Annotated in this window: 19 protein-coding genes; 3 read left to right on the top strand and 16 right to left on the bottom strand. The window is 69.9% G+C overall.

Features of this window, described 5'->3' with window-relative positions:
* Nucleotides 1-63 precede the first annotated feature (63 nt).
* From OG741_RS28795 to OG741_RS28760, 8 genes are all read right to left on the bottom strand, one after another.
* Complete coding sequence (locus OG741_RS28795) at nt 64-1,365, bottom strand: M50 family metallopeptidase (RefSeq protein ID WP_405602674.1); 1,302 nt, start codon at nt 1,363-1,365, stop codon at nt 64-66.
* The gene (dxr, locus tag OG741_RS28790; RefSeq protein WP_405602673.1) at nt 1,362-2,612 is read right to left on the bottom strand and encodes a 1-deoxy-D-xylulose-5-phosphate reductoisomerase; all 1,251 of its coding nucleotides are present in this window, start codon (nt 2,610-2,612) and stop codon (nt 1,362-1,364) included. The genes OG741_RS28795 and dxr overlap by 4 nt, the downstream gene beginning before the upstream one ends.
* 45 nt (nt 2,613-2,657) lie before the next feature.
* Nucleotides 2,658-3,341, bottom strand: a complete 684-nt coding sequence (locus tag OG741_RS28785) for a hypothetical protein (protein WP_405602671.1) — start codon at nt 3,339-3,341, stop codon at nt 2,658-2,660.
* Nucleotides 3,342-3,465: 124 nt separating this feature from the next.
* On the bottom strand, nt 3,466-5,412 hold the full coding sequence (locus tag OG741_RS28780; RefSeq protein ID WP_405602669.1) for an acyl-CoA dehydrogenase family protein: 1,947 nt from the start codon (nt 5,410-5,412) through the stop codon (nt 3,466-3,468).
* A 217-nt stretch (nt 5,413-5,629) separates the two neighbouring features.
* Nucleotides 5,630-7,075, bottom strand: a complete 1,446-nt coding sequence (locus OG741_RS28775; RefSeq protein ID WP_405602668.1) for an aldehyde dehydrogenase family protein — start codon at nt 7,073-7,075, stop codon at nt 5,630-5,632.
* A gap of 238 nt (nt 7,076-7,313) precedes the next feature.
* Nucleotides 7,314-8,219, bottom strand: coding sequence for an EamA family transporter (locus OG741_RS28770; protein WP_405605825.1), 906 nt, complete (start codon nt 8,217-8,219; stop codon nt 7,314-7,316).
* 169 nt (nt 8,220-8,388) lie between these two features.
* Entirely contained in the window at nt 8,389-9,954 is a 1,566-nt protein-coding gene (locus OG741_RS28765) for a PucR family transcriptional regulator (protein WP_405605823.1), read from the bottom strand.
* 138 nt (nt 9,955-10,092) lie between these two features.
* Entirely contained in the window at nt 10,093-12,189 is a 2,097-nt protein-coding gene (locus tag OG741_RS28760; RefSeq protein WP_405602666.1) for an ATP-binding protein, read from the bottom strand.
* Between the two features lie 316 nt (nt 12,190-12,505).
* Between OG741_RS28760 and gabT the strand changes: the two genes are divergently transcribed.
* Both gabT and OG741_RS28750 read left to right on the top strand, forming a co-directional pair.
* The gene (gene gabT / locus OG741_RS28755; RefSeq protein ID WP_405602665.1) at nt 12,506-13,840 is read left to right on the top strand and encodes a 4-aminobutyrate--2-oxoglutarate transaminase; all 1,335 of its coding nucleotides are present in this window, start codon (nt 12,506-12,508) and stop codon (nt 13,838-13,840) included.
* 401 nt (nt 13,841-14,241) lie between these two features.
* Nucleotides 14,242-14,769 carry a phosphatase PAP2 family protein gene (locus tag OG741_RS28750; protein WP_405602662.1) on the top strand — a complete coding sequence of 176 codons (528 nt, stop codon included), beginning with the start codon at nt 14,242-14,244 and terminating at the stop codon, nt 14,767-14,769.
* On the opposite strand, the gene OG741_RS28745 is transcribed toward OG741_RS28750, so the two are convergent.
* The 7 genes from OG741_RS28745 to OG741_RS28715 all read right to left on the bottom strand — a co-directional run bounded on the left by OG741_RS28745 (nt 14,705) and on the right by OG741_RS28715 (nt 23,802).
* The gene (locus tag OG741_RS28745; protein ID WP_405602659.1) at nt 14,705-16,504 is read right to left on the bottom strand and encodes a chitinase; all 1,800 of its coding nucleotides are present in this window, start codon (nt 16,502-16,504) and stop codon (nt 14,705-14,707) included. The two genes, OG741_RS28750 and OG741_RS28745, sit on opposite strands and share 65 nt — an antisense overlap.
* Nucleotides 16,505-16,643: 139 nt before the next feature.
* Nucleotides 16,644-18,056 carry an NAD(P)/FAD-dependent oxidoreductase gene (locus tag OG741_RS28740; protein WP_405602656.1) on the bottom strand — a complete coding sequence of 471 codons (1,413 nt, stop codon included), beginning with the start codon at nt 18,054-18,056 and terminating at the stop codon, nt 16,644-16,646.
* Between the two features lie 19 nt (nt 18,057-18,075).
* On the bottom strand, nt 18,076-18,873 hold the full coding sequence (locus OG741_RS28735; RefSeq protein ID WP_266488929.1) for an ABC transporter permease: 798 nt from the start codon (nt 18,871-18,873) through the stop codon (nt 18,076-18,078).
* Nucleotides 18,873-19,799 carry an ABC transporter permease gene (locus tag OG741_RS28730; RefSeq protein WP_405602652.1) on the bottom strand — a complete coding sequence of 309 codons (927 nt, stop codon included), beginning with the start codon at nt 19,797-19,799 and terminating at the stop codon, nt 18,873-18,875. Before OG741_RS28730 ends, OG741_RS28735 begins: the two co-directional genes overlap by 1 nt.
* Nucleotides 19,796-20,947 carry an ABC transporter ATP-binding protein gene (locus tag OG741_RS28725; protein ID WP_405602650.1) on the bottom strand — a complete coding sequence of 384 codons (1,152 nt, stop codon included), beginning with the start codon at nt 20,945-20,947 and terminating at the stop codon, nt 19,796-19,798. Before OG741_RS28725 ends, OG741_RS28730 begins: the two co-directional genes overlap by 4 nt.
* A gap of 42 nt (nt 20,948-20,989) precedes the next feature.
* Nucleotides 20,990-22,237, bottom strand: a complete 1,248-nt coding sequence (locus OG741_RS28720) for a PotD/PotF family extracellular solute-binding protein (protein ID WP_405602648.1) — start codon at nt 22,235-22,237, stop codon at nt 20,990-20,992.
* 50 nt (nt 22,238-22,287) lie between these two features.
* Nucleotides 22,288-23,802, bottom strand: coding sequence for a gamma-aminobutyraldehyde dehydrogenase (locus tag OG741_RS28715; RefSeq protein WP_405602646.1), 1,515 nt, complete (start codon nt 23,800-23,802; stop codon nt 22,288-22,290).
* A gap of 175 nt (nt 23,803-23,977) precedes the next feature.
* Between OG741_RS28715 and OG741_RS28710 the strand changes: the two genes are divergently transcribed.
* Entirely contained in the window at nt 23,978-24,526 is a 549-nt protein-coding gene (locus OG741_RS28710; RefSeq protein WP_405605821.1) for an NADAR family protein, read from the top strand.
* Nucleotides 24,527-24,800: 274 nt separating this feature from the next.
* Here OG741_RS28710 and OG741_RS28705 read toward each other — a convergent pair whose 3' ends face one another.
* Entirely contained in the window at nt 24,801-25,505 is a 705-nt protein-coding gene (locus OG741_RS28705; protein ID WP_405602644.1) for a DUF4190 domain-containing protein, read from the bottom strand.
* Between the last annotated feature and the right edge of the window lie 47 nt (nt 25,506-25,552).

The following is a 25,552-nucleotide window of genomic DNA, read 5'->3' as shown; positions in this document are numbered from 1 at the left end:
GAAACGCCACACAAAGGTGAAGGCCGGACACAAAGGGTGTCCGGCCGTCACCAAAGGGTTCATTCAGCTGATTTTGACCGGATTGACGATGTCGGCGACCAGCACGAGCAGGGTGAAGCAGATGAAGATTCCCGCCACCACATAGGCGACCGGCATCAGCTTGGCGACGTCGAAGGGACCCGGGTCGGGGCGCCGGAACACCTTGGCGATGTTGCGGCGTACGGACTCCCACACAGCTCCCGCGATATGTCCGCCGTCCAGCGGCAGCAGGGGCAGCATGTTGAACAGGAACAGGGAGAGGTTGAAGCCCGCGAGCAGCATCATGAACGTCGCGATGATGCTCTGCGTCGGGACGTCCAGGTTCAGCACCTCACCGCTGATGCGGGCCGCGCCGACCACGCCGACCGGGGAGTCGGCCTTGCGCTCGCCGTCCGAGAACGTCGCGTTCCACAGGTCGGGGATCTTGGACGGCAGCGCGACGATGGACTCGACGCCGTTCTCGAGCATGTCGCCCATGCGGTCCACGGAGTCGGTGAAGGAGAGCGGCAGGATCTCGGTCCGCGCCGCGAAGCCGAGATAGCCGGCCTCGACGAAGTCCTCGGGAACGGGCTCTCCGTCCGCGTCCTTCCTGACCACCAGGTTCTTGGCGAGCGTGGCCTTGAGGACCTGCTGCTTGCCGTCCCGCTCGACGGTGATGTCGGCCGGGCCGATCGTCTCGCGGATGTGGTTGGACAGCGTGGTCCAGTCGGCGACGGGCTCTCCGTTGAAGGCGACGATCTTGTCGCCCACCTTCAGACCGGCGGCCTGGGCGGGCGAGACGGGGTCGCCCTTCTTGCAGGTGTCACGGTCCTCGCTCTGCGAGATGACGCACTTCTGTACGCCCGCGACCTCGGTGGTCTGGGTGGCGAAGCCGTACGCCATCGCGACGCCGAGGAAGATCGCGACGGCGAGGACCAGATTCATGAACGGTCCCGCGAACATCACGATCACGCGCTTCCAGGGCTTGCGCGTGTAGAAGAGACGGTTCTCGTCGCCGGGCTTGAGCTCCTCGAAGGCCGCCGATCGGGCGTCCTCGATCATGCTGCGGAACGGCGAGGTGGACCGCGACTCGATCCGGCCGTCGTCGCCGGGCGGGAACATCCCGATCATGCGGATGTAGCCGCCTGCCGGGATGGCCTTGATCCCGTACTCCGTCTCGCCCTTGTGCCGGGACCAGATGGTCGGGCCGAAGCCGACCATGTACTGGGGCACCCGGATGCCGAAGAGTTTCGCCGTCGAAAGATGGCCGAGCTCGTGCCAGGCGATGGAGATCAGCAGGCCCACAGCAAAGAGAGCTATGCCGATAACCGTCAACAGAATCGTCATGCGCGAGCCTCCGCTGTCGCCTTCACTGCCAGTTCCCGCGCCCGTGCCCGGGCCCAGGTCTCCGCTTCCAGGACGTCCGCCACCGTGAGCGGAGTTCCCCTGGCGGGCACACCGTGTTCGGTGACGACTTCGGTGACCGTATCCATGATTCCGTTGAACGGCAGCCGCCCGGCGAGGAAAGCGTCCACGCACTCCTCGTTCGCGGCATTGAACACCGCCGGGGCTGTTCCGCCCAGTTCCCCCACGTGCCTGGCGAGTCCCACCGAGGGGAAGGCCTCGGTGTCGAGCGGGAAGAACTCCCAGGTCGAGGCCTTGGTCCAGTCGAATGCGGGCGCGGCGTCGGGGACCCGCTCGGGCCAGCCGATGCCAATGGCGATCGGGCCGCGCATATCGGGCGGGGTGGCCTGGGCGAGGGTGGAGCCGTCCGAGAATTCCACCATGGAGTGGACATAGGACTGGGGGTGGACGACAACCTCGATGCGCTCGAAGGGGATGTCGTAGAGGAGATGCGCCTCGATGACCTCAAGACCCTTGTTGACCAGCGTCGCGCTGTTGACGGTGATGACCGGGCCCATCGCCCAGGTGGGGTGCGCGAGGGCGTCCTTGGGAGTGACATCGGCCAGCTCGGCGCGGGTACGGCCGCGGAAGGGGCCGCCGGAGGCCGTCACCACGAGCTTGCGCACATCGGCTCTCGTCCCGGCCGCCAGCGCCTGGAAGAGGGCGGCGTGCTCGGAGTCGACGGGGATGATCTGGCCGGGCTTGGCGAGCGCCTTGACCAGCGGCCCGCCCACGATGAGCGACTCCTTGTTGGCGAGGGCGAGGGTGCGGCCCGCTTCGAGGGCGGCGAGGGTGGGCGCGAGGCCGATGGAGCCGGTGATGCCGTTGAGCACGGTGTGGCAGGCGGACGCGGCGAGCTGGGTGGCGGCGTCGGCGCCCGCCAGGATCTCGGGTACGGGTTCGGAGCCGTACTGCTCGGCCAGCGCCTCGCGCAGTGCGGGCACCACGTCCTCGCGGGCCACCGCGACCGTGTCGACCCGCAACTGCCGCGCCTGCTCGGCGAGGAGTCCGACCCGCCCGCCGGCGGCGGAGAGCGCGGTGACGCGGAAGCGGTCGGGGTTGCGCAGAACCAGGTCGATGGCCTGGGTGCCGATGGACCCGGTGGAGCCGAGGACGACGATGTCGCGGCGGCCTTCGGTCGCGTCGAAGGCGAGATGCGGGTCGGCGAGGGGGGATGGGCTGTCGCTCATGACCCCATTGTGGCCGCAACTGCTGTCCGACTGGACAGTGCGTCCCTATGCGCCGCTCTTCGCGCCCGCAGCGAACTTCTCCCACTGGGCGTTCATGACCTCTTCGGGCACCTTCCCGATGTCCTTGGTACCGAGGAACTCGGCGCGGAAGGACAGGGTGGTCGAGCCGGAGCGGACGACGGTCAGGTACTCGTACAGCTTCAGCTTCCCCTTCACATCCAGGACGGTGAAGCGGTACGCCCTGGCCTCGTCCCCGAAGGCGGGGGCCTTGACGGGCTGCACGGTGAGGACCTTCGCCCTGGCGAGTGCACGCTCCTCGATGTAGCCCTCGGCGCACGAGGTTCCCGCGGTGGCCAGGGCCTTCATGACGGCGGTGGCCCGGCCCTTCTCGTACGACCGCAGCTGCACGGCAACGCTGAGTCCGCCCATCTGTCCGGGTACGTCGACCTCACGGTTGACCTCAGCGGCGGGGTCATGGGCGGTGGCGCCCCTGGCGAGGCTGACGAGGGGCTGGCAGACGGCGGGATCGGCGGTGTAGTCCTCCCCGAGCGGCCCGCCGAGGGTGTACTCGGATGCGGTGTATGCGCCGACCTTCTCGCCCTCGGTGAAGGAAACGGCCTTGAGTTGCGCCTCGGTCAGGGCGGCGGGGGCGGCGGCAGGGGGCTTGTCGTCGGACTTCTTCTCCTTGGCGCCGTCGCAGGCGCCGATACCGCCGAGGACGACCGCCACAAAGGCGGCCGTCCCTAGGCCACTTCGATTCCCCGCCCCGAACATCCCTGCCCCGTTTCCGTGTTGACCGTGATCCCTGATCAGAGGTCGATTGTGGGGCAGGGGCGCCGGAGCGGTCGAGCAATCAGCGGATCGGACGGTGGAGGTTGGTGCGTTCGGACGCGCCGGGCGTCGCGTCGGCGATCCAGGGGCCCTCGCCGCTGGGGTCGACGATGCCCTGTTCCAGCCAGGTGTACGAGCCGGACAGCACGCCGTCGACTACCTTGCGGTCCAGATCGTCGGTGTTGGACCACAGGCGCGTGAAGAGCTCCTCAATGCGGATCCGGGCCTGGCGGCAGAAGACGTCGGCCAGTTGGTACGCCGCGCGGCCGTGGTCCTCGCTCCCGCGCAGCAGCTCCGCGCGTACGCACGCCGCGCTCATCGCGAAGAGTTCCGCGCCGATGTCGACGATGCGGCCGAGGAAGCCCTGCTTGGTCTCCATCCTGCCCTGCCAGCGGGACATGGCGTAGAAGGTGGAGCGGGCAAGCTTGCGGGCCGAGCGTTCGACGTAGCGCAGATGGCCGGAGAGATCCGCATGGCCCGCCGGGTGGAACTCGCTGTACGTACGCGGGAGTTGACCCGGTCCTGCGACCAGTTTGGGCAGCCAGCGGGCGTAGAAGGCGGTTGCGTGGGCGCCGGCCTTGGCCTTGTCGCCGAGCGACTTGTCCGGGTCGATCAGGTCGCCCGCAACCTTGAGGTGTGCGTCGACCGCCTCTCGGGCGATCAGCAGATGCATGATCTCGGTAGAGCCCTCGAAGATGCGATTGATGCGCAGGTCGCGCAGGATCTGCTCGGCGGGCACGGCCCGTTCGCCGCGGGCCGCGAGGGAGTCCGCCGTCTCAAAGCCGCGGCCGCCCCGGATCTGGACCAGCTCGTCCGCCATGACCCAGCCCATCTCGGAGGCGAAGAGCTTGGCCAGCGCGCCTTCGATACGGATGTCGTTGCGGTCCTCGTCAGCCATCTGACTGGACAGGTCGAGCACCGCCTCCAGGGCGAAGGTGGTCGCCGCAATGAAGGAGATCTTCGAGCCGACGGCCTCGTGCTTGGCGATCGGCTTGCCCCACTGCTCGCGCGCGACGGACCACTCCCGGGAGATTTTCAGGGCCCACTTTCCGGCCGCTACACAGGAGGCGGGCAGCGAGAGGCGGCCGGTGTTGAGCGTGGTGAGGGCGATCTTCAGGCCAGCGCCCTCGGAGCCGATGCGGTTCTCCGCGGGGACCCGGACCTGGTGGAAGCGGGTTACGCCGTTCTCGATGCCGCGCAGCCCCATGAAGGAGTTGCGGTTCTCGACGGTGATGCCCTCCGAGGCGGCCTCGACGACAAAGGCGGTGATGCCGCCCTTGTGGCCCTCGCTCTTCGGCACCCTGGCCATGACGACGAGCAGGTCGGCGACGACGCCGTTGGTGGTCCAGAGCTTGACGCCGTCGAGGACGTACGAGTCCCCGTCGGGCAAGGCCGTGGTCGCCAGGCGTGCCGGGTCGGAGCCGACGTCCGGCTCGGTGAGCAGGAAGGCGGAGATGTCGGTGCGGGCGCAGCGCGGCAGAAACCGCTCCTTCTGTTCGGGCGTGCCGAACATCTTCAGGGGCTGCGGTACGCCGATCGACTGGTGCGCGGAGAGCAGCACGCCGATGGCGGGGCTGGCGGAACCGGCGAGGGCCAGCGCCTTGTTGTAGTACACCTGGGTCAGGCCAAGGCCCCCGTACTTCGGGTCGATCTTCATGCCGAGCGCGCCGAGTTCCTTGAGTCCGTTGATCACCTCGTCGGGGATCCGCGCCTCGCGCTCGATCAGCGCCCCGTCGATCTTCGTCTCGCAGAAGTCGCGCAGCTTGGCGAGGAAGGCCTCGCCACGCCGGGTGTCCTCGTCCGCGGGCAGCGGGTGCGGATGGATCAGATCGAGGCGAAAGCGGCCGAGGAAGAGCTCTTTGGCGAAGCTTGGCTTGCGCCAGTCCTTTTCGCGCGCGGCCTCGGCGACCTGTCGCGCTTCGCGCTCACTGACCTTCGGAGTCTGTGTCGTGTCGAGTGGTGCGGACATGAGGCTCACCTCGCCGCGAGTCGGGGCTTCCGGGGCGTCGGCCGGGGCACACACGCTCTACCGACCGGTGCTACTCGTCCGTAGTACCCGATTCCTGCCCTCTCCACCAGTCCGCGTACCGCAGTGGAGGGAAGTGCGGGAGAAAACGGCAACGGCCGGAGCCCCCGCACAGTGGGCTCCGGCCGTCGGCCGTGACGCGCAGGGTTGCAGCGCGCGGTTACAGCGCGAGGCCCGTGAGGACCAGCACCCGCTCGTAGGTGTAGTCGTCCATCGCGTAGCGCACGCCCTCGCGGCCCACGCCGGACTGCTTGGCGCCGCCGTACGGCATCTGGTCCGCGCGGTACGAGGGGACGTCGCCGATGATCACGCCGCCGACCTCGAGCGCACGGTGGGCGCGGAATGCGGTCTGCACGTCGTGCGTGAACACACCCGCCTGCAGGCCGTACTTGGAGTCGTTGACCGCGGCGAAGGCCTCGGCCTCCCCGTCGACCTTCCGGACCGTCAGGACCGGTCCGAAGACCTCCTCGCAGGCCAGCGTGGTGTCCTCGGGGACGTCGGTGAGGACGGTCGGCGCGTAGGAGGCGCCGTCGCGCTTGCCGCCCGCGAGCAGCTTCGCGCCCGCCTGCACGGCCTCGTCCACCCAGGACTCGACGCGCTTGGCGGCGTCCTCGCTGACCAGCGGGCCGACGTCGGTGGCGCTGTCGGACGGGTCGCCGGTGACCTGGGCCTCGACGGCCGCGACGATCTTCGGCAGCAGCCGGTCGTACACCGTGGCGTCGGCGATCACGCGCTGCACGGAGATGCAGGACTGGCCGCCCTGGTAGTTGGAGAAGGTGGCGATACGGGTCGCCGCCCAGTCCAGGTCCTGCTCGGACGCGAAGTCGCCGAGGACGACGGCCGCGCCGTTGCCGCCCAGCTCCAGGGTGCAGTGCTTGCGCGGCACCGAGTCCATGATCGCGTAACCGACCTTGTCGGAGCCGGTGAAGGAGATGACCGGAAGGCGCTCGTCCTGGACGAGGGCGGGCATCTGGTCGTTCGGGACCGGAAGCACCGACCAGGAGCCCGCGGGCAGCTCGGTCTCGGCGAGCAGTTCGCCGATGATCAGGCCGGAGAGGGGGGTCGCCGGGGCGGGCTTGAGGATGATCGGCACGCCGACCGCGATCGCCGGGGCGATCTTGTGGGCGCAGAGGTTCAGCGGGAAGTTGAACGGCGCGATACCGAGGACGACACCCTTGGGGAAGCGGCGGGTGAGCGCGAGACGGCCCTGGCCGCCGGCGTCGGTGTCGAGGCGCTGGGCCTCGCCGCCGTTGAAGCGGCGGGCCTCTTCGGCGGCGAAGCGGAAGACGGAGACGGCACGGCCGACCTCACCGCGGGCCCACTTGACCGGCTTGCCGTTCTCGGCGGAGATCAGCTGCGCGATCTCCTCGGTGCGCTCCGCGAGCCGGCGCGACACATGGTCGAGTGCGGTGGCGCGTACATGGGCCGGGGTGGCCGCGAACTCGTCCCGCACGGCGTGCGCGGCGGCCACGGCCTCCTCGATCTGGGCCTCGGTCGGGACCGAGACCTGGCCGACGAGGCGCCCGTCCCAGGGGGAGGTGACGTCGAGGGCGGTCTCGCCGGTGGCCTCGCGGCCGGCGAGCCAGAAGGCGTGGGTGGAGGTCATGTCCCGGCCCTTCCGAAATAGATGGGGTGTCTCTGCCCCACGGTAGGGGCGGGAGGGCGAGTCGGCGTTTGTCCGGGGTGGAGTGGTGGGCGCGGCGTGTCCGCCGCTTTGGCTAGTCACCGGGGTCGTGGTGAGCGTGGGCCGGGGGCGTTGGCGGTGGCCGTCCGGTGGGTGTTTCGCGGGCGAACCGCGAGGGGGTGACACGGCACCGGGCCTCAATCGCCGGCCCGGTTGGAAACTAGCGGCGGCGTTCCGTCGAAACGATCAGGAAGACCCCCGCCACGACGACCGCACCGCCGAGGGCGATCGGCCAGGTCAGCTGCTCGTTCAGGATCAGCGCGCCGAGGAGGACGGCGACCACCGGGTTGACGTACGCGTACGTCGCGACCAGGGACAGCGGCGCGGAGTGCAGCAGCCAGGCGTACGCCGTGAACGCGACGACCGAGCCGAAGACGACGAGATAGCCGAGCGCGGTCCAGGAGCGGCCGGAGACCTCGTCGAGGGCGAAGCCGTACTGCTCGCCCCGGCCGAGGCCCACCAGCAGACAGCCGATGCCGCCCGCGACCATCTCGTACGCACTGGCCGCGAAGGGATTGGCGGGCATCGGGATACGCGAGGAGGAGAAGGAGCCCACCGACCACATGACGGTCGCCACGATCACGGTGAGGACGCCCCACAGGCGCACGTCACCGCTGAGGCCGGGCAGAGTCAGCACGGCCAGGCCCGCCAGCCCGAGCAGCACGCCCAGATAGGCGCCGAGACCGGGCCGCTCGCCGAAGGCCCTGCGCAGCACGACCACCCAGGCGGGAACGACGGCGATCAGCAGGGCGGCGAGGCCGGAGGGCACTGAGGTCTCGGCGAGTACGACCATGCCGTTGCCGCCGAGCAGGAGCAGCAGGCCGACCACGGCCGTGGATACGAGCTGGACCCGGGTGACCTTGAGAGCCGCCGTCCCCTGCCGCCAGGCCACGAGCCCGGCGAGGATCAGCCCGGCGACGATGAAGCGGGCCCCGGCGGAGAGGAAGGGCGGCATGGTCTCCACGACGACCCGGATACCGAGGTAGGTGGAGCCCCAGACCACGTACACGATGGCGAGCGCGCCCCATACGGCTCCGGATATCCGGCGGCGGGGTTCGGCCGCCACGAGGGCGTCGGACAGGTCGGGCGGTGGGGTGTCCGAGGGGGAAGCGCCTGCCTCGGGGGTGCTGGAGTTGGTGGCCACGAGGCAGGACTTTAGGCACTTCGGCCAGCAAGTTCCAATGATTTTGCCCGACTTCGGGCACGAAATCGGAAGAATCAATGGCGCCCGCCGATTATTCGGTCGCCGGGCCCGCCGTCGTCTTCAGCGCCAGCCACAGCTCCATACGTACGTCCGGGTCGTCCAGCGAGCGGCCCAGGATCTCCTCGACCCGGCGCATCCGGTAGCGCAGCGTATGGCGGTGGACTCCGAGGTCGGCGGCTGCCGCGTCCCACTGGCCGTGCCGCGAGAGCCAGGCGCGCAGCGAGGCGACCAGATCGCCCCTGCCGGTCGCGTCGTGCTCGTACAGCGCGCGCAGCATGCCGTCGGCGAAGGCACGCACGGCGTCGTCCGCGAGCAGCGGCAGGATGGATCCGGCGGCCAGCTCCTCGTGCTCGACGAGGGCGCGGCCGCGGCGCCGGGCCACCGAGAGCGCCTGTTCGGCCTGTTTGTACGCGCCGGCGGCGGCGATCGGCCCGGTCGGTGCCGAGAGCCCGACGACCACCTCGGCGTCCTCGGCCTCCTTGTCGGCGTACGCCGCGGTGCAGGCCGCGACGACCGCGCCGCCGTCCGCGGCCAGCACCACGAGACGGCCGTCGACGTCGGGGACGACGAGCAGGGGCTCGGGGGCCCGGGACGCCGCGGCCTCCAGCGATTCGGCGAAGGCCGGCAGCGGGTCCTCGGCGGCGGGGTCCGGCTCGCCCGCGAGCTCGGCGATCAGCAGCCGGAAGGGCGCGTCGAGCAGTCCGCCGTACAGGTCCCCGGCGACCGCGCGGGCATGGTCCTGCTGGCCGGAGAGCAGCATGCGCAGCACCGCGGCCCCGAGGCGCTGTTCGGCGGCCTGTAGCGAGCGCGAGCGCTCCGTGGTGAGGGTCAGCAGGGCGACGGCGGAGTGCACGGCATAGCGCTCGGCGGTGCCGAGCGGGGCTCCGGTGCCGACGGCCAGCGCGCCGCGGACCCGCCGTCCGCTGCCCAGCGACTGCAGTTCGACCCGGTCGTCGTCGGTGTCGCCTACCACCGCGCTGGCGGGTGCGGGCCGCTCGCGCAGCCGCTCCACGTCGGCGGTGAGCCGCGCTGCCCGGCGGGCCGCCCATTCGGGAGCCGCGGCGACGACGGCACCGGACGCGTCGTACAGCGCGGCCCAGCCGTCCACGGTCGCGGCGAGCCGGGCCACGACGGCCCCCGGGCCTTCGGCGAGCGCGGCCCGCGTCAGCTCCCGCTGGGCCTCGAAACCGGCCGTCACCGCGCGGTACTGGTCGGCCGCGATCGCCGCCGAGACCGCCTTGCTGATGGCGAGGAAGGGCGTGCGACGCGGTACGGCGAGCAGCGGCAGGTCCTCCTCCTTCGCGGCCTCGACCAGCGCGTCCGGGATGTCCTCGTAGTACACGCCGACCGCGAAGCCGAGCCCGACGACACCGGCGCCCACCAGCCTGCGTACGTAGCGCCGCATGGCATCGCGGTCCTCGGCGTCCAGGGTCATCGCCGTCACCAGCAGCAGCTCGCCACCCTCCATGTACGGCACGGGGTCGGCGAGTTCACTGACATGCGCCCAGCGCACAGGCGTCTCCAGCCGGTCCTCCCCGGCGCGCACGGTGAGTTTGAGCGCCGAGTGCTGGACGAGCGAGGCGAGCGTGGGCGGCATGGGGACCGGGGGCCCTTCGAGCAGAGGTGCAGAGGCAGACATGCGGGTGATTTCGCCGTCCCGTATGAACGGCCTACCTCGATTCTGCCAGGGCGTAGCAGTACGGGGATCTGCTCAGGTCCTGGTACGGGGATCTGCTCAGGTCCTCAGATCCACCAGAAGCGGCGGTGCGTGCTCGCCCCGTACGGTCGTCAGCGAGAGCACCGCATGCCCGGCGGGCACGGCGTGTGCCAGGTCGGAGGCGGACCAGCGAGCCCGCTCGACCTCGCGGACCGTGACCGCCTCGGCCGTGGCCGCCTTGCCGGTCACCAGGCGGCGCATCATGTGCAGCGCCTTGGTCAGGGGCTCGTCGGAGATGATCTGCCGGTTGGTGACGTCTCTGGTCTGCACCCACTCGGTGCCCCAGGCCTCGGCGAACCGGCCGCCGTCCCAGGGCGCGAGCCCGGCGAACGCCATCCGGCAGCCGACCGCGCCGAGCAGCGCGCCGCGAAGCGGCTCCGGCACGTCCTCCAGGGTGCGCAGCGCGAACACGACACCGGCGTTGGCTGAGCGCAGGCGCTGGACCGCGCGCACCGAGTCGGCGGTCACGGTGTACGTCGCGTCGTCGAGGACGAGACATGCGAAGAGCGAGCGGTCCGAGCGGGTCAGCGCGGCCTCGTTGAACTGGGCGAGCACCAGGCGCGCCACGATCCGCGAGGCCTCGGCGTGCCCGCGCTCGGGCAGGTCGATACGGACCCGCAGCGGGTGCTCGATGGCCCGCAGCGAGAACTGCCGCCCGCCGCCGTCGGTGCGGAAGAACTCCGCGAACGCGGGCCGGTCCAGGAAGGCGATGCGTTCGGCGAGCAGGACGCCGATGTCGTCGGCGCGGGCCGACTGCCGTTCGCGGGCGTCCAGTTCACGCAGCTGGGCCGCCTCCCCGGCGGCCTCCAGCGCGGTGCGCAGTACGCCCACGGCAGTGGGCGCGCCACCGAGCAGCTCACGCAGTTCGGGTACGGCCGGGAAGTGGCCGTGCACGCACTGGTAGGGCCCGATCAGCTGCGCCAGCGCGGTGGCGGCGCGTCTGCTGTCGCCGCCGGGCAGGGTGGCGGCGAGATCCCCGACCAGAGCCTCGGCGAGCACACGGGCGGCCTCGTCGGGGTCCTCGGCGCCGCCGTAGAGGTCGAGGTCATGCGTGGAGTCGGGCTGGCCGACACCGATGACGAGGTCGAAGGCGTCGTCGGGGGCGAGCCCGGTGCCGTAGGCCGTGACGGCGACGACGGCAGCGCGGTTGGCGAGCGCGAGCAGACACATGGACTCGACGACGGGCCGCACGAGCCGCACGCTCTTGCCGGACCCGGAGGGCCCGACGGCGAGCAGCGAGGTCCCGAGAAGCGCGGGTTCCAGCGCGACGCCGGTGGTGCGGCGGGCATAGGGGTTGCGCTCGTCGTCGACGGCGGTGCCGATCTTGACCTGGGCGGTGGCCAGATCGTGGGTGGCGGTGCGTACGGGCAGGTCGCGCAGGCCGGAGGGGTGCGCGCATGCGGCAGCGCCGTGCTTGCGCACCGTGTCGGTGAAGGCGGCGAGCCGGTCCGGGCGGGCATGGACGCCCTGCCACGCGCGCCGGATCCGTGCGTAGTCGACATCGCCGAGCGCGCCCGAGCGGGTGGCATCGGTAAGGCTCTGCGCGGCGTCGAGGAGGCCCGCGGAGCGCAGGTCGGGCCAGTCGGCGGGGTCGGCATCGGGGCGCGGCGGCGGGGCGGTGACCGGCTTGTCGCTGCGGAGCACGTAGCGCTGCCAGATCTCCGGCACATGGCCGATCCGGCCGAAGAACACCAGCAGGGCGCCGCCGACGATGGCGTAGTAGACATAGCTGGCGGTCGCCCAGACGGGCGGGTCGGAACGCCAGGAGTCGGGGGTCAGGACGAGTAGTGGCCAGATCCAGTAGCGGCCTAGGTAGCCGTTCCACAGCAGTGACCACAGCAGCCAGCCGCTGAGCAGCGCGACGAGGGCGCCGGCGAAGAGCCGCCGGGCCGGAACGAGCTCGGGCTCCTCCTCGGGCCTGGCCCGGTGGCCGAGCCGCCAGACACCGGGCTCGGCGGCCGGGCGGGGGGTGCGCAGCCACTCGGCGACGGCGGGGCGGGTGGTCGGGGCGTGGCCGGGGATGGCCGGGATCCCGGGCGCGACGGGTGGCCGCGCGGGCCGTGGCACCGGGTTGGACCGTGTGCCGCGCGCGTCGAATGTGCCTTCGGAATCCATGAACCGCTGCCCCCTGACCAGCCAGGCCCGCTCTGTGCACCCGTCAATCTAGTGCCCGCCGCGGGTAGTTCACAGGTTCGCCCCGCCCTGTGCGGTCTCCCGGGGGTCCGGGGGTCGCCCCCCGGGAAGACACAGCACCGGTTCGCACCGCCCCGCGCGCTCCTCGCCGGGGTCCGGGGCGGACTACGCCTATGTCCGGCGCGGACAACGACACACCCCCAACACTCCCGAACGGCGCATGCCCGCCCCCCTCCCCCGCGCCTAGCCTGCGGAGAAAGAGAACACGTAGCGTCCAAAGCACCCCCAGGAGCCCCTCATGACCGCAATCCCGCAGGAGCGCCGCGTCGTCACCGCCATTCCCGGGCCGAAGTCGATCGAGCTGCAGGCCCGCCGTACCGCCGCGGTCGCCGGCGGTGTGGGGTCCGTGCTGCCCGTCTTCACCGCCCGCGCCGGCGGCGGTGTCATCGAGGACGTGGACGGCAACCGCCTCATCGACTTCGGTTCCGGTATCGCCGTAACCTCGGTCGGCGCCTCCGCCGAGGCCGTCGTACGCCGTGCATCCGCGCAGCTCGCGGACTTCACCCACACCTGTTTCATGGTCACGCCCTACGAGGGGTACGTGGAGGTCGCCGAGGCCCTCGCCGAGCTGACCCCGGGTGACCACGCGAAGAAGTCCGCGCTGTTCAACTCCGGCGCCGAGGCCGTCGAGAACGCCGTCAAGATCGCCCGCGCCTACACCAAGCGCCAGGCGGTCGTCGTCTTCGACCACGGCTACCACGGCCGCACGAACCTCACGATGGCGCTGACCGCCAAGAACATGCCGTACAAGCAGGGCTTCGGGCCGTTCGCGCCCGAGGTCTACCGGGTGCCCGTGGCGTACGGCTACCGCTGGCCGACGGGTGCCGAGAACGCCGGTGCCGAGGCGTCCGCCCAGGCCATCGACATGATCAACAAGCAGGTCGGCGCCGACAACGTCGCCGCGATCATCATCGAGCCGGTCCTCGGCGAGGGCGGCTTCATCGAGCCGGCCAAGGGCTTCCTGCCCGCGATCGCGCAGTTCGCGAAGGACAACGGGATCGTCTTCGTCGCGGACGAGATCCAGTCCGGCTTCTGCCGCACCGGCCAGTGGTTCGCCTGTGAGGACGAGGGCATCGTTCCCGACCTGATCACCACGGCCAAGGGCATCGCGGGCGGTCTGCCGCTCGCCGCGGTCACGGGCCGCGCCGAGATCATGGACGCCCCGCACGCGGGCGGCCTCGGTGGTACGTACGGCGGCAACCCGGTCGCCTGTGCCGGTGCCCTCGGCGCCATCGAGACCATGAAGGAGCTCGACCTCAACGGCAGGGCCAAGCACATCGAGCAGGTCATGAAGGGCCGCCTCGCCGCGATGGCCGAGAAGTTCGACATCATCGGCGACATCCGCGGCCGCGGCGCAATGATCGCGATCGAGCTGGTCAAGGACCGGGACACCAAGGAGCCGAACCCGGAAGCGACCGCCGCGCTCGCCAAGGCCTGCCACGCCGAGGGTCTGCTCGTCCTCACCTGTGGCACGTACGGCAACGTGCTGCGCTTCCTGCCCCCGCTGGTGATCGGCGAGGACCTGCTCAACGAGGGTCTGGACATCATCGAGCAGGCCTTCGCCGGCGTCTGACGGGGGTCTGACCGGCGGTAACGGTCGGGGCCTGTGAAGACTCTGTGGGGGGCCGATGGCGGGATGGAGATCCGCCTGTCGGTGACCCTGCGCCTGCCGTACGGTTTCTGCAGATGAGAGAAACACCCCGCTCGCAGGGGACTGCGGGCGACTCCAGGGCGGAGCCTCCCCAGCCCCGACCTGGTCGTGCCCTCGCGCACACCACTGGAGCCTCTGGCTCCGGAACTCCTCACCGATCGGATGGCCGCCCGCCCCAAACCCCCCGGGGCGCGCGGCACACCGGTCCGGCCGGCCGGCTCGGAACCACCCCCCCTGTTCCGAGGCGGCCGGCTTCTCTTTTTCCGGCGCTTCGGACGCTTCTGACGCTGTGCGTCGCTCTCTTCACGCTGATCACCTGGCAGGTGGCCGCCCACGGGCCACTGCGGTCCCTGGACGAACGCGTCGAACTCAGGATCGCCGGCCGCGGCCCCCAGGCACTGGCCGATCGGCTCGCAGACCTCGGCAGCATGCAGGTCGCGCTTCCGGTCCTGGCCGTGGCGATCGGGTACGCCCTGCGGCAGCGCCGCGGGACCGAGGCCCTGTACGCCGCGCTCACCATGGCCGCCGTTCCCGTGCTCGTCGTCCCGCTGAAGGCGCTGATCGACCGTCAGGGCCCGCTCACCGAGGCGGTTGGCTTCTACCCGTCGGGCCACACGGCGACCGCGGTGGTCGCCTACTTCGGCGCTGCGCTGCTCGTATCGGTGCGACTGATGCCCGTCGCCGTCCTGCTGACGGTGGCGACGGGCATCGGCCTGATGCTGCGCGGCTACCACTGGCCCCTCGATGTGCTGGCCAGTTGCTGCCTGGGCGGGGCGCTGCTGCTGATCAGCTCCATGGGTAGGCGTCGAAGTTCTTCGCGAACTCCCACTGGTTGTAGCGGTCCCAGTTGACCGACCAGGTCATCAGGCCGCGCAGCGACGGCCAGCTGCCATGGGTCTGGTACGAGCCGCAACTCACCTTCTTCGTCAGGCAGTCCAGCGCCTTGTTCACCTCGGCGGGCACGGTGTGGCCGTTGCCCGCCTGGGTGGAGGCGGGCAGTCCGATCGCCACCTGCTCGGGGCGCAGGGCCGGGAAGACCCTGGTGGTGTCGCCGGCGACCGGGAAGCCGGTCAGCAGCATGTCGGTCATGGCGATGTGGAAGTCCGCGCCGCCCATCGAGTGGTACTGGTTGTCGAGGCCCATGATCGAGCCCGAGTTGTAGTCCTGGACGTGCAGCAGCGTGAGGTCGTCGCGCAGGGCGTGGATGACCGGCAGGTAGGCGCCCGCCCTCGGGTCCTGGCCGCCCCAGGGGCCCGAACCGTAGTACTGGTAGCCCAGTTGTACGAAGAAGGTCTCCGGGGCCATGGTGAGCATGAAGCCGGAGCCGTACTTCGCCTTGAGGGTCTTGACCGCCGAGATCAGATTGACGATCACCGGGGAGGTCGGGGAGCGGAAGTCCGTGTCGCCGGTGTTCAGCGACAGCGAGTGGCCCTCGAAGTCGATGTCCAGGCCGTCGAGTCCGTACTCGTCGATGATTTTCGAGACCGAGGAGACGAAGGTGTCGCGGGCGGCCGCGGTGCTGAGCTGCACCTGGCCGTTGGCGCCGCCGATGGAGATCAGGACCTTCTTGCCCGCGGCCTGCTTGGCCTTGACGGCGGCCTTGAAGTCGGCGAGGGACTCGACGTTCGGGCACTCGGAGGCCGGGCAGAGGCTGAAGCGTATGTCGCCCGAAGTGACGGAGGTCGGTTCGCCGAAGGCGAGGTTGATGACATCCCAGGAGTCGGGCACGTCCGCCATGCGTGTGTAGCCGGAGCCGTTGGCGAAGCTGGCGTGCAGATAGCCGACAAGGGCATGGGCCGGGAGGCCGGTGCCCGGGTTGCCGCCGCTGGTGGTCGTCGCGCTGACGGCGGCGGACTTCGGGGACTCTCCCGCACTGTTCGTCGCGGTGACCTCGAAGCTGTACGAGGTGGAGGGGGCGAGCCCGGTGACGGTGGCCGAAGTCCCGCTGGCGGACAGGACCTTGGCGCCGCCGCGGTAGACGTTGTAGCCGGTGGCGCCGGAGACCGGGGACCAGCTCAGCGGGACCGAGGTGGAGCCGGGGGATCCGGCGGTCAGGCCGGTGGGGGCGGCCGGTGTCTGGACCGGGTCGCCGCCCGGGCCGAGCAGGGAGAGGTCGTCGGCGCCGTAGGCGGGGGTGCCGTACCAGCCGTGGGTGTAGATGGTCACCGAGGTGGTCGAGGCGCCGGTGCGGAAGGTCGTCGAGAGCTTCTGCCAGCTCGGCGCCGACGCCGTCCAGGTGGAGACGTCACTCGTGCCGGTGCCGGAGGCGCCGAGGTAGACATAGCTGCCCTGGACCCAGCCGCTGAGCGTGTAGTCGGAGTTGGGCTTGACGGTGACGGTCTGGCTGCACTTGGCGTTGTCGCTGCCCGCGGGCGTGGCCTTGAGCGCGGAACCGCCGCCGTGGACAGGCGAGTTGACGACGGCGCCGCTGCCCGCCGTGCAGCTCCAGCCGTCGAGACCCGTCTCGAAGCCGCCGTTGCGCGCGAGTTCGGTGTCTGCCGCCCCGGCCGAGGCCGCCGTGGCAACGAGTCCGCTGATGGCGAGGGCGGCCGCCGCGAGGGCAGCCGGAAGTCTGGTGCGGTCCACAACTGCCTCCGGGCATGGGGGGATTGAGTGGGAGCGCGCTCAACATGGTCCAGACCAATCAACGTTGTCAAGACCTCTGGCAGCGCCCGGCTCCCCTCACTCCCCCATGCCCGGGGCGTGGCGAAAACGTGCGATCGCTTTAGCTGTCGAAGCCGAGGCCGAGCCTGTCCATCGCCTTCAGCCACATATTGCGGCGGCCGCCATTGGCGTCCGCCCTGGCCAGCGCCCATTTGGTGAGACCGATACCGGCCCAGGCGACGGGCTCCGGCGGGAACGGCAGCGGCTTGCTGCGCACCATCTCCAGCTCCGTGCGCTCGGTCGGCTGCCCGGAGAGCAGATCGAGCATGACATCCGCGCCGAAGCGGGTCGCGCCGACGCCCAGACCCGTGTACCCGGCCGCGTAGGCGACCTTGCCGCCGTGCGCGGTTCCGAAGAAGGCCGAGAAGCGCGAACAGGTGTCGATCGCACCGCCCCAGGCATGGCTGAAGCGCAGCCCCTCCAGCTGCGGGAAGCAGCGGAAGAAGTGGTCGGCGAGCTTCAGATAGGTCTCGGGCCGGTGGTCCATCTCGGCACTGACCCTGCCGCCGTACGGATAGATCGCGTCGTAGCCGCCCCAGAGGATGCGGTGGTCGGCGGTGATCCGGAAGTAGTGGAACTGGTTCGCGCTGTCGCCCAGTCCCTGCCGGCGCTTCCAGCCGATCGCGGCGAGCTGCTCCGGGCTGAGCGGTTCGGTCATCAGGGCGTAGTCGTAGACCGGGACGGTGTACGCGCGTACCCGCTTGACCAGGGACGGGAAGACGTTCGTGCCGAGCGCGACCTGGCGTGCGAAGACCCGGCCGTAGGGGGTGCGGACCGCCATCCCCGCGCCGGACGCGGCGAGTTGCTGCCCGCTGGTGTTCTCGTAGATCCGCACGCCGAGGTCGAGGCAGGCCTGCTTGAGACCCCAGGCGAGCTTGGCCGGATGCAGCATCGCGACACCCCGCCGGTCCCACAGGCCGCCGAGGAAGGTCGGGGAGTTCACCTCGGCCCGTACCGCGTCCTGGTCGAGGAGTTCGAGCCCGGTGAAGCCGAGCCGTGTCGCCTCCTCGTACATCTCCCGGAGCTCTTCGGCCTGGTGGGGCTCGGTGGCGACGTCGATCTCACCGGTGCGCTCGAAGTCGCAGTCGATGGAGTACGTGGCGACCGCCGCCTCGATGGCGTCGAGATTGCGGCCGCCGAGCTCCTCCAGCTTCGCCATGTCCCCGGGCCAGCGGGCGAGTCCGTTGCCGAGGCCGTGGGTGAGCGATGCGGCACAGAAGCCGCCGTTGCGGCCCGAGGCGGCCCAGCCCACCTCGCGCCCCTCGATCAGTACGACGTTCCGCCCGGGGTCGCGCTCCTTGGCGAGCAGCGCGGTCCACAGTCCGCTGTATCCGCCGCCGACGACGAGGAGGTCGCAGTGCTCGTCGCCGGTCAGTGCCGGCAGCGCGCCGGGCTTCGCGGGGTCGTCCAGCCAATAGGAGACGGGCTGGGCGTCGGAGAGTGATGAGGCAAAGGTCATGGCAGCTGGGGCCATGGTTTCCACTCCTTCGGAGCTACTTGGACAGGGCGCTGTTCTTCCGCCTGCCGCTGATGATCTGGCCACCGGCCACGATCAGCACGGCGATGGCGAACATCGCTGTGCCGATGACATTGATCTGGACGGGCGTGCCGCGCTGCGCCGATCCCCACACGAACATGGGGAAGGTGACGGTGTTGCCCGAGTTGAAGTTGGTGATGATGAAGTCGTCGAACGAGAGCGCGAAGGCAAGCATCGCGCCGGCCGCGATGCCAGGAGCGGCGATCGGCAGCGTGACCCGTACGAAGGTCTGCACAGGTCCCGCGTACAGGTCGCGCGCGGCCTCCTCGAGGCGCGGGTCCATCGACAGCACACGCGCCTTGACCGCGACCACCACGAAGCTGAGGCAGAACATGGTGTGCGCGATGAGGATGGTCCAGAAGCCCAGCTCCGCGCCCAGGTTGAGGAACAGCGTGAGCAGGGATGCGGCCATGACGACCTCGGGCATCGCCATCGGCAGGAAGATCAGCGAGTTGACCGCGCCACGCGCCCGGAAGCGGTAGCGGACCAGCGCGAAGGCGATCATCGAGCCGAGGACGGTCGCGCCGATGGTGGCCCACAGCGCGAGCTGGAGGGACAGGGAGAGCGAGCCGCACATGTCGGCGACTCCGCACGGGTCCTTCCAGGCGTCGGTGGAGAACTCCTGCCAGGAGTAGTTGAACCGCCCGGCGGGCTTGTTGAACGAGAACACCATCACGACGATGTTCGGCAGGATCAGGTACGCGAGCGTGAGCAGCCCCGCGATGACCACAAGGTTGTTCCGTATCCAGCGCATCAGACCAGGTCCTCCGTTCCGGCCCGGCGGATGTAGACGGTGACCATGATCAGCACGACCGCCATGAGAATGAACGACAGCGCGGCCGCGGTCGGGTAGTCGAGCACCCTCAGGAACTGCGACTGGATGACGTTGCCGACCATCTTGGTGTCGGTGGAGCCGAGCAGTTCGGCATTCACGTAGTCACCGCTGGCCGGGATGAAGGTCAGCAGGGTGCCGGAGACGACACCGGGCATGGACAGCGGGAAGGTCACCTTGCGGAAGGTGGTGGACCCCTTCGCGTACAGGTCCCCCGCCGCCTCGTGGAGCCGCGGGTCGATCCGCTCCAGCGAGGTGTACAGCGGCAGGATCATGAAAGGCAGGAAGTTGTACGTCAGACCGCAGACCACCGCGAGCGGGGTGGCGAGCAGCCGGTTGCCCTCGGTCATGCCGAGCCAGCCGGTGACGTCCAGGAAGCCGACGCTGTCCAGCACGTTCACCACCGGGCCGCCGTCCGCGAGGATCGTCTTCCAGGCGAGCGTACGGATCAGGAAGCTGGTGAAGAACGGTGCGATGACCAGCACCAGCAGCAGGTTGCGCCAGCGGCCCGCCTTGAACGCGATCAGATACGCGAGCGGGTAGCCGAGCAGCAGACACAGAATCGTGGCCGTACCGGCGTAGAGCACCGAGCGCAGGAACTGCGGGTAGTACTCGGTCAGCGCGTCCCAGTAGGTCTGGAAGTGCCAGGTGACCTTGAAGCCCCCTTCGAGGGAGCCCGTCTGCACGGATGTCGAGGCCTGGTAGACCAGCGGCAGCGCGAAGAAGATGATCAGCCAGAGGATTCCGGGCAGCAGCAGCCAGTACGGGACGAGCTTGCGGCGTACGGACGGTTTGTGGACGACCGGCTCGACGGCGGGCGAGGCGGGCGGTGCCTCGGTGACGGTCATGGCGTCTCCTCCACCGTCTCCACACCGGCGTCGATGTCCTGTGCGGCGTCGAGACCGAAGGTGTGCTCCGGGTTCCAGTGCAGGACGACCTGGGCGCCGGGTACCAGGCGCGGGTCCCGCTCGATGTTCTGTACGTACACCTCAAGCTCCGGGCACACCGGGCTGTCGATGACGAACTGCGTGGAGACGCCGATGAAGCTGGAGTCGGCGATCGTGCCGGTGAACCGGTTGCGGCCGTCGTTGATCGTGCCCGCGTCGTCCGCGTGCGCCAGCGATATCTTCTCCGGGCGCACGCCGACCAGCAGCTTCCCGCCGGTGCGAGGCTGGGTGGCGCAGCGCTGGGCGGGCAGCCGCAGCTTGGCGTCGGCGGCCGTGACGATGACCTCGCCGCCGCTGTTGGACGCGACCTCGGCCTCGATGAGGTTGGAGGTGCCCAGGAAGTTGGCGACAAAGGTGGTCTGCGGGTTTTCGTAGAGCTCGGCGGGCGCGCCGAGCTGCTCGACCCGTCCGCCGCTCATGACCGCGACCGTGTCGGCCATGGTCATGGCCTCCTCCTGGTCGTGGGTGACATGCACGAAGGTGATGCCGACCTCGGTCTGGATGCGCTTGAGCTCCAGCTGCATCTGGCGGCGCAGCTTGAGGTCGAGGGCGCCGAGGGGCTCGTCGAGGAGCAGCACCTGGGGGTGGTTGATGAGCGCGCGGGCCACGGCGACGCGCTGCTGCTGGCCGCCGGAGAGCTGGTGCGGCTTGCGCTTGGCGAAGTCGCCGAGCTCGACGAGGTCGAGCATGTCGCCGACCTGCTTCTTCACCGACTTGATGCCGCGCCTGCGCAGTCCGAAGGCGACGTTCTCGTAGATGTCGAGGTGCGGGAAGAGCGCATAGCTCTGGAAGACGGTGTTGACGGGGCGTTTGTACGGCGGCAGGCCGGTGACGTCCTTGTCGCCGAGGAACACCGTTCCGGTGCTCGGGTCCTCAAGACCGGCGATCATCCGCAGGGTGGTGGTCTTTCCGCAGCCGGAAGCGCCGAGCAGGGCGAAGAACGAGCCCTGCGGGATGGTCAGATCGAGCGGATGGACGGCCGTGAAGCTGCCGAAGGTCTTGCTGATCCCGGAGAGGCGGACGTCGCCGCCCTCTGTCTTTTCAGTCATGGGTCGCGGTCCCAGTGGTGTCGAGGGGAGCAGGGGGGCAGATCAGGCGCCGATGAGCTTGGCGAACTTCTCTTCGTACGCCTTCTCCTCCGCGCTGCTGAGCGAGCGGAAGGCGTGGGACTTGGCGGCCATGGCCTTGTCCGGGAGGATCAGCGTGTTCTCGGCAAGCGACTTGTCGATCTTGGTGAGTTCGGCGGCGACGCCCTCGACCGGGCACACATAGTTGATGTACGCGGCGAGCTGGGCGGCGACGGGAAGCTCGTAGTAGTAGTCGATCAGCCGGGTGGCGTTCTTCTGGTGCCTGGCGTTGGCCGGGACCAGCAGATTGTCGGAGGAGGTCATGTAACCGGCCGCCGGGATCGAGAACTTGATGTCGGGGTTGTCGACCTGGAGCTGAATGAGGTCACCGGCCCAGGCGAGACAGGCGGCGATATCGCCCTTGTCCAGGTCCGAGGTGTAGTCGTTGCCCGTGAAGCGCCGGATCTGCTTCTTGTCGACGCCCTTCTGGAGCCGGCCGATCGCCGCGTCGTAGTCGGCGTCATTGACCTTGGCCGGGTCTTTGCCCATGTCGAGCAGGGTCATGCCGACCGAGTCACGCATCTCGGTGAGGAAGCCGACCCGGCCCTTGAGCGTGGGGTCGTCCAGAAGCTGCGTGACGGAGTCGACCTTCTTGCCGCCGGTCGCCTTGGCGTTGTAGGCGATGACGGTCGAAATGCCGGTCCACGGGTAGGAGTAGGCGCGACCCGGGTCCCAGTCGGGGCTGCGGAACTGGGGGGAGAGATTGGCGTACGCGTGCGGCAGCAGCGAGGCGTCGAGCTTCTGCACCCAGCCGAGCCGGATCATCCGCGCGGCCAGCCAGTCGGTGACGCAAATCAGGTCGCGGCCGGTGTCCTGGCCCGCGGCGAGCTGCGGCTGGATCTTTCCGAAGAACTCGACGTTGTCGTTGATGTCTTCGGTGTACTTGACCTTGATACCGGTCCGCTTGGTGAACTGCTCCAGCGTGGGACGGTGCTTCTCGTCCTCGCTGACGTCCATGTACTCGGTCCAGTTGGAGAAGCTGATCCGCTTCTCCGCACTGGAGTGGTCGTCCGAGGCCGCTCCCTCTCCCTCGCGCTTCGCGGGCGGGATGCCGCAGGCGCTCAGGGAGGCGAGGCCGCCGACGGTGAGCGCGCCTATACCACCGGCGCGCAGCATCGAACGGCGGGTGAGGGCGCCCCGGCCGCTGGTGATGCTGCGTCGCATCGCCGCCAGTTGGGCTGCGGACAGGACGTCCGGCTCGTGCTGATCCATGCGCTGTGCCCTTTCGGGATGGTGCCGCCGGTCGAGCGGCGCTGGGCTGGCTATCGGTCCCCGAAGATGGTGCGGTGCCAGTCCTTCCTGGCTACCGCGGTGTTGTCGAACATCACGTGCTTGACCTGCGTGTACTCCTCGAAGGAGTACGCCGACATGTCCTTTCCGAAGCCAGAGGCCTTGTATCCGCCATGAGGCATCTCGCTGATGATCGGAATGTGGTCGTTGACCCAGACGCACCCCGCCTTGATCTCGCGGGTGGCGCGGTTCGCGCGGAACACGTCGCGGCTCCAGGCGGAGGCGGCGAGGCCGTAGGGGGTGTCGTTGGCCAGCGCGATGCCTTCGTCGTCGGAGTCGAAGGGGAGGACGACGAGGACCGGACCGAAGATCTCGGACTGGACGATCTCGCTGTCCTGGGCTGCGCCGGCGACGAGGGTGGGCCGGTAGTAGGCGCCCTTCTCCAGGTCACCGCCCGGGGCTTCGCCGCCGGTGACAACCGTGGCGTAGGCGCGGGCCCGGTCGACGAAGCCCGCGACGCGGTCGCGCTGGAGGTGCGAGACGAGCGGGCCGAGGTCGGTGGCGGGGTCGAGGGGGTCACCGAGGCGGACGCCCGCCATCAGATCGGCGACACCGCTGACGAAGGCGTCGTACAGCGGCCGCTGCACATAGGCGCGGGTGGCGGCCGTGCAGTCCTGGCCGGAGTTGATCAGCGAGCCGGCGACGGCGCCGTGGATCGCGGCCTCCAGGTCGGCGTCGTCGAAGACCACGAAGGGGGCCTTGCCGCCGAGCTCCAGATGCAGGCGCTTGACGGTGGCGGTGGCGATCTCGGCGACGCGCTTGCCGACGGGGGTGGAACCGGTGAAGGAGGTCATGGCGACATCGGGGTGCCCGACGAGATGCTCGCCCGCGTCCTTGCCCGCTCCGTTGACGATGTTGACCACGCCGTCGGGGATCCCGGCCGCCTTGGCGGCCTCGGCGAACATCAGCGAGGTCAGCGGGGTGATCTCGGCGGGCTTGAGGACGATGGTGTTGCCCGCGGCGATGGCCGGGAGGACCTTCCAGGCAGCCATCTGGAGCGGGTAGTTCCAGGGAGCGATGGAGCCGACGACTCCGATCGGCTCCCGGCGTACGTACGAGGTGTGGTCACCGCTGTACTCACCGGCCGACTGCCCCTGGAGATGGCGCGCGGCGCCCGCGAAGAAGGCCGTGTTGTCGACGGTGCCCGGGACGTCGAACTCGGTGGTGAGCCGGATCGGCTTGCCGCACTGGAGGGACTCGGCGTACGCGAAGTCGGCGGACTGCTCCGCGAGGACGGAGGCGAAGCGGTGCAGGGCGTCGGAGCGCTCGCCCGGGGTGGCGCCCGCCCAGCCGGGGAAGGCATCGCGGGCAGCGGCGACGGCCGCGTCGACATCGGCGGTGGCTGCCAGTTCGTAGCTGTGGACCGTCTCCCCGGTGGCCGGGTCGACGATGTCCTGCGTGCGTCCTGAGGTGCCGGGCCGCAGCCGCCCGCCGATGTACTGCGCGCCGTCCGCGTAGCGGTCCCGCGCCTGGAAGCGGTTGCTCATGAAGCTCTCCGTTGTTCCAGCTCGAATTGAGTGCCGATCCTGACAGAGCAACCCGTCTCCAACAAGGGATTCCGTTGTTGCCTTTTGGTTACGCGACGGAATCGGTCGACCATGTGTCGGGTCATGGCGACAAAAGGCGTACGGAGTGTCAGTGCTGGATGCCAGACTCGCGTTCATGGGGATGGAAGAGCTGATCCAGCAGGTCAGCAGCGACAAGCGAGTCAAGTTTCTGCACTTCTGGGGGCACGCGCCGCGCCGGGACGGGAGCATCGGCCCGAGCTGTCTCAGCCAGTGGTGGCCGTCACCGTTCGTGGTCGACGGCGTGCGGTACGCCACGGCGGAGCACTGGATGATGGCGGGCAAGGCACGGCTCTTCGGCGACGCGGAGGCCGAAAGGCAGGCGCTCACGGCGACCAGCCCTGCCGCGGCCAAGCGGGCCGGGCGGCTGGTGCGCGGTTTCGACGACGCGATATGGGAGCGCGAGCGGTTCGCGATCGTGCGCTCGGGCAGTGTGCACAAGTTCGGGCACCATGCCGAGCTGCGCGACTATCTGATGCGCACGGGCGACCGGGTGCTCGTGGAGGCCAGCCCGCTCGACCGGGTGTGGGGCATCGGGCTGGCCGCGGACGACGAGCGGGCGCAGGATCCCGCGCGCTGGCGCGGGCTCAATCTGCTGGGGTTCGCGCTGATGGAGGCGCGGGAGGAGCTGCGCAAGCGCGGGTGACGGGGGGACCGGGCTCGACCGCATTCCGGTCCGCGAGGTGAGACCGGCTAGGTCCTGTCCGGTCGATCAGGCCGGATCAGTGAGCGGGGTCTGGCGATGGGGGCACCTCCCGTGCCCGAAGGGCTACGGGGGAGCATCGCAAGGCGGAGGATGGAGCCCACGCGGAGCGTGGGCGACTACGACAACGGTGGGGGTACCTCCCGTGCCCGAAGGGCTACGGGGGAGAGGTGCCGTGCCAGGGCACGCGAGCCTGGCAAGATCGGCCGGACAGGGCCTAGCGGGCCGCGTCCTGGAGCACGAGCGTGTTCGAGTAGTCGTCGTAGCGGTCGTCCCTGCTCCGGTCCTCGTTGACCGCCTTGGTGATGCCCCAGATCATCAGGCCCACGATGACCAGGCCGAGCACGATGCCGATGGAGCCGGTGATGATGCCCGCGAGCGCCATGCCGCCGTTGGTCGCCTCGCCCCGCTGGGCGCGCTTGCGGCCCAGGATGCCGAAGATCAGGCCGAGCACGCCGAGGACGATCGACACGACTCCGTACAGACAGAACAGGCAGATCGACAGGATGCCTAGCACCATCGCGGTGATGCCCATGCCGTTCGCCGGCTGGGCCTGCCAGCCCGGCTGGCTGTAGCTCTGGTAGCCCGGGTATCCGGGGTAGCCGCCGTACGGATCACCGGTACCGACGCCCGGCTGCGGGAGGCTCGGGGCTGCGGGGTAGCCGTAGGGACCCGCGACGGGCTGGGCAGGTCCGCCCGGGGCTATCGGGGGCGGAGGCACGGCACCCGCGTCGGGAACCGGACCGGCACCCGGCATCGACGTGACGGTGGGCTGGTCGTGCACCGGCGACGTCGGCGGGCGCTGCGCGGCGGGCTTGTCCAGCGGCACCCTGTTCTGTGCCGCACCGCTCTGTGGCGGAGCCCACGGATCGCGGTCGCGGGGCTCGGACCCGCCCGTCGGCTGGGCCTGGTTGTCTGACATTGTTCTCCCCCATCGTGGTTCGCCGTCATGCTACGGCCCCTCGCCCT

Origin of the sequence: Streptomyces sp. NBC_01410, from assembly GCF_045040195.1 — a bacterium.
In the GTDB taxonomy this organism is placed as follows: Bacteria; Actinomycetota; Actinomycetes; order Streptomycetales; family Streptomycetaceae; genus Streptomyces.
The sequence above is the reverse complement of the archived record's forward strand: the minus strand, read 5'-3'. Positions and strand labels throughout refer to the sequence as shown.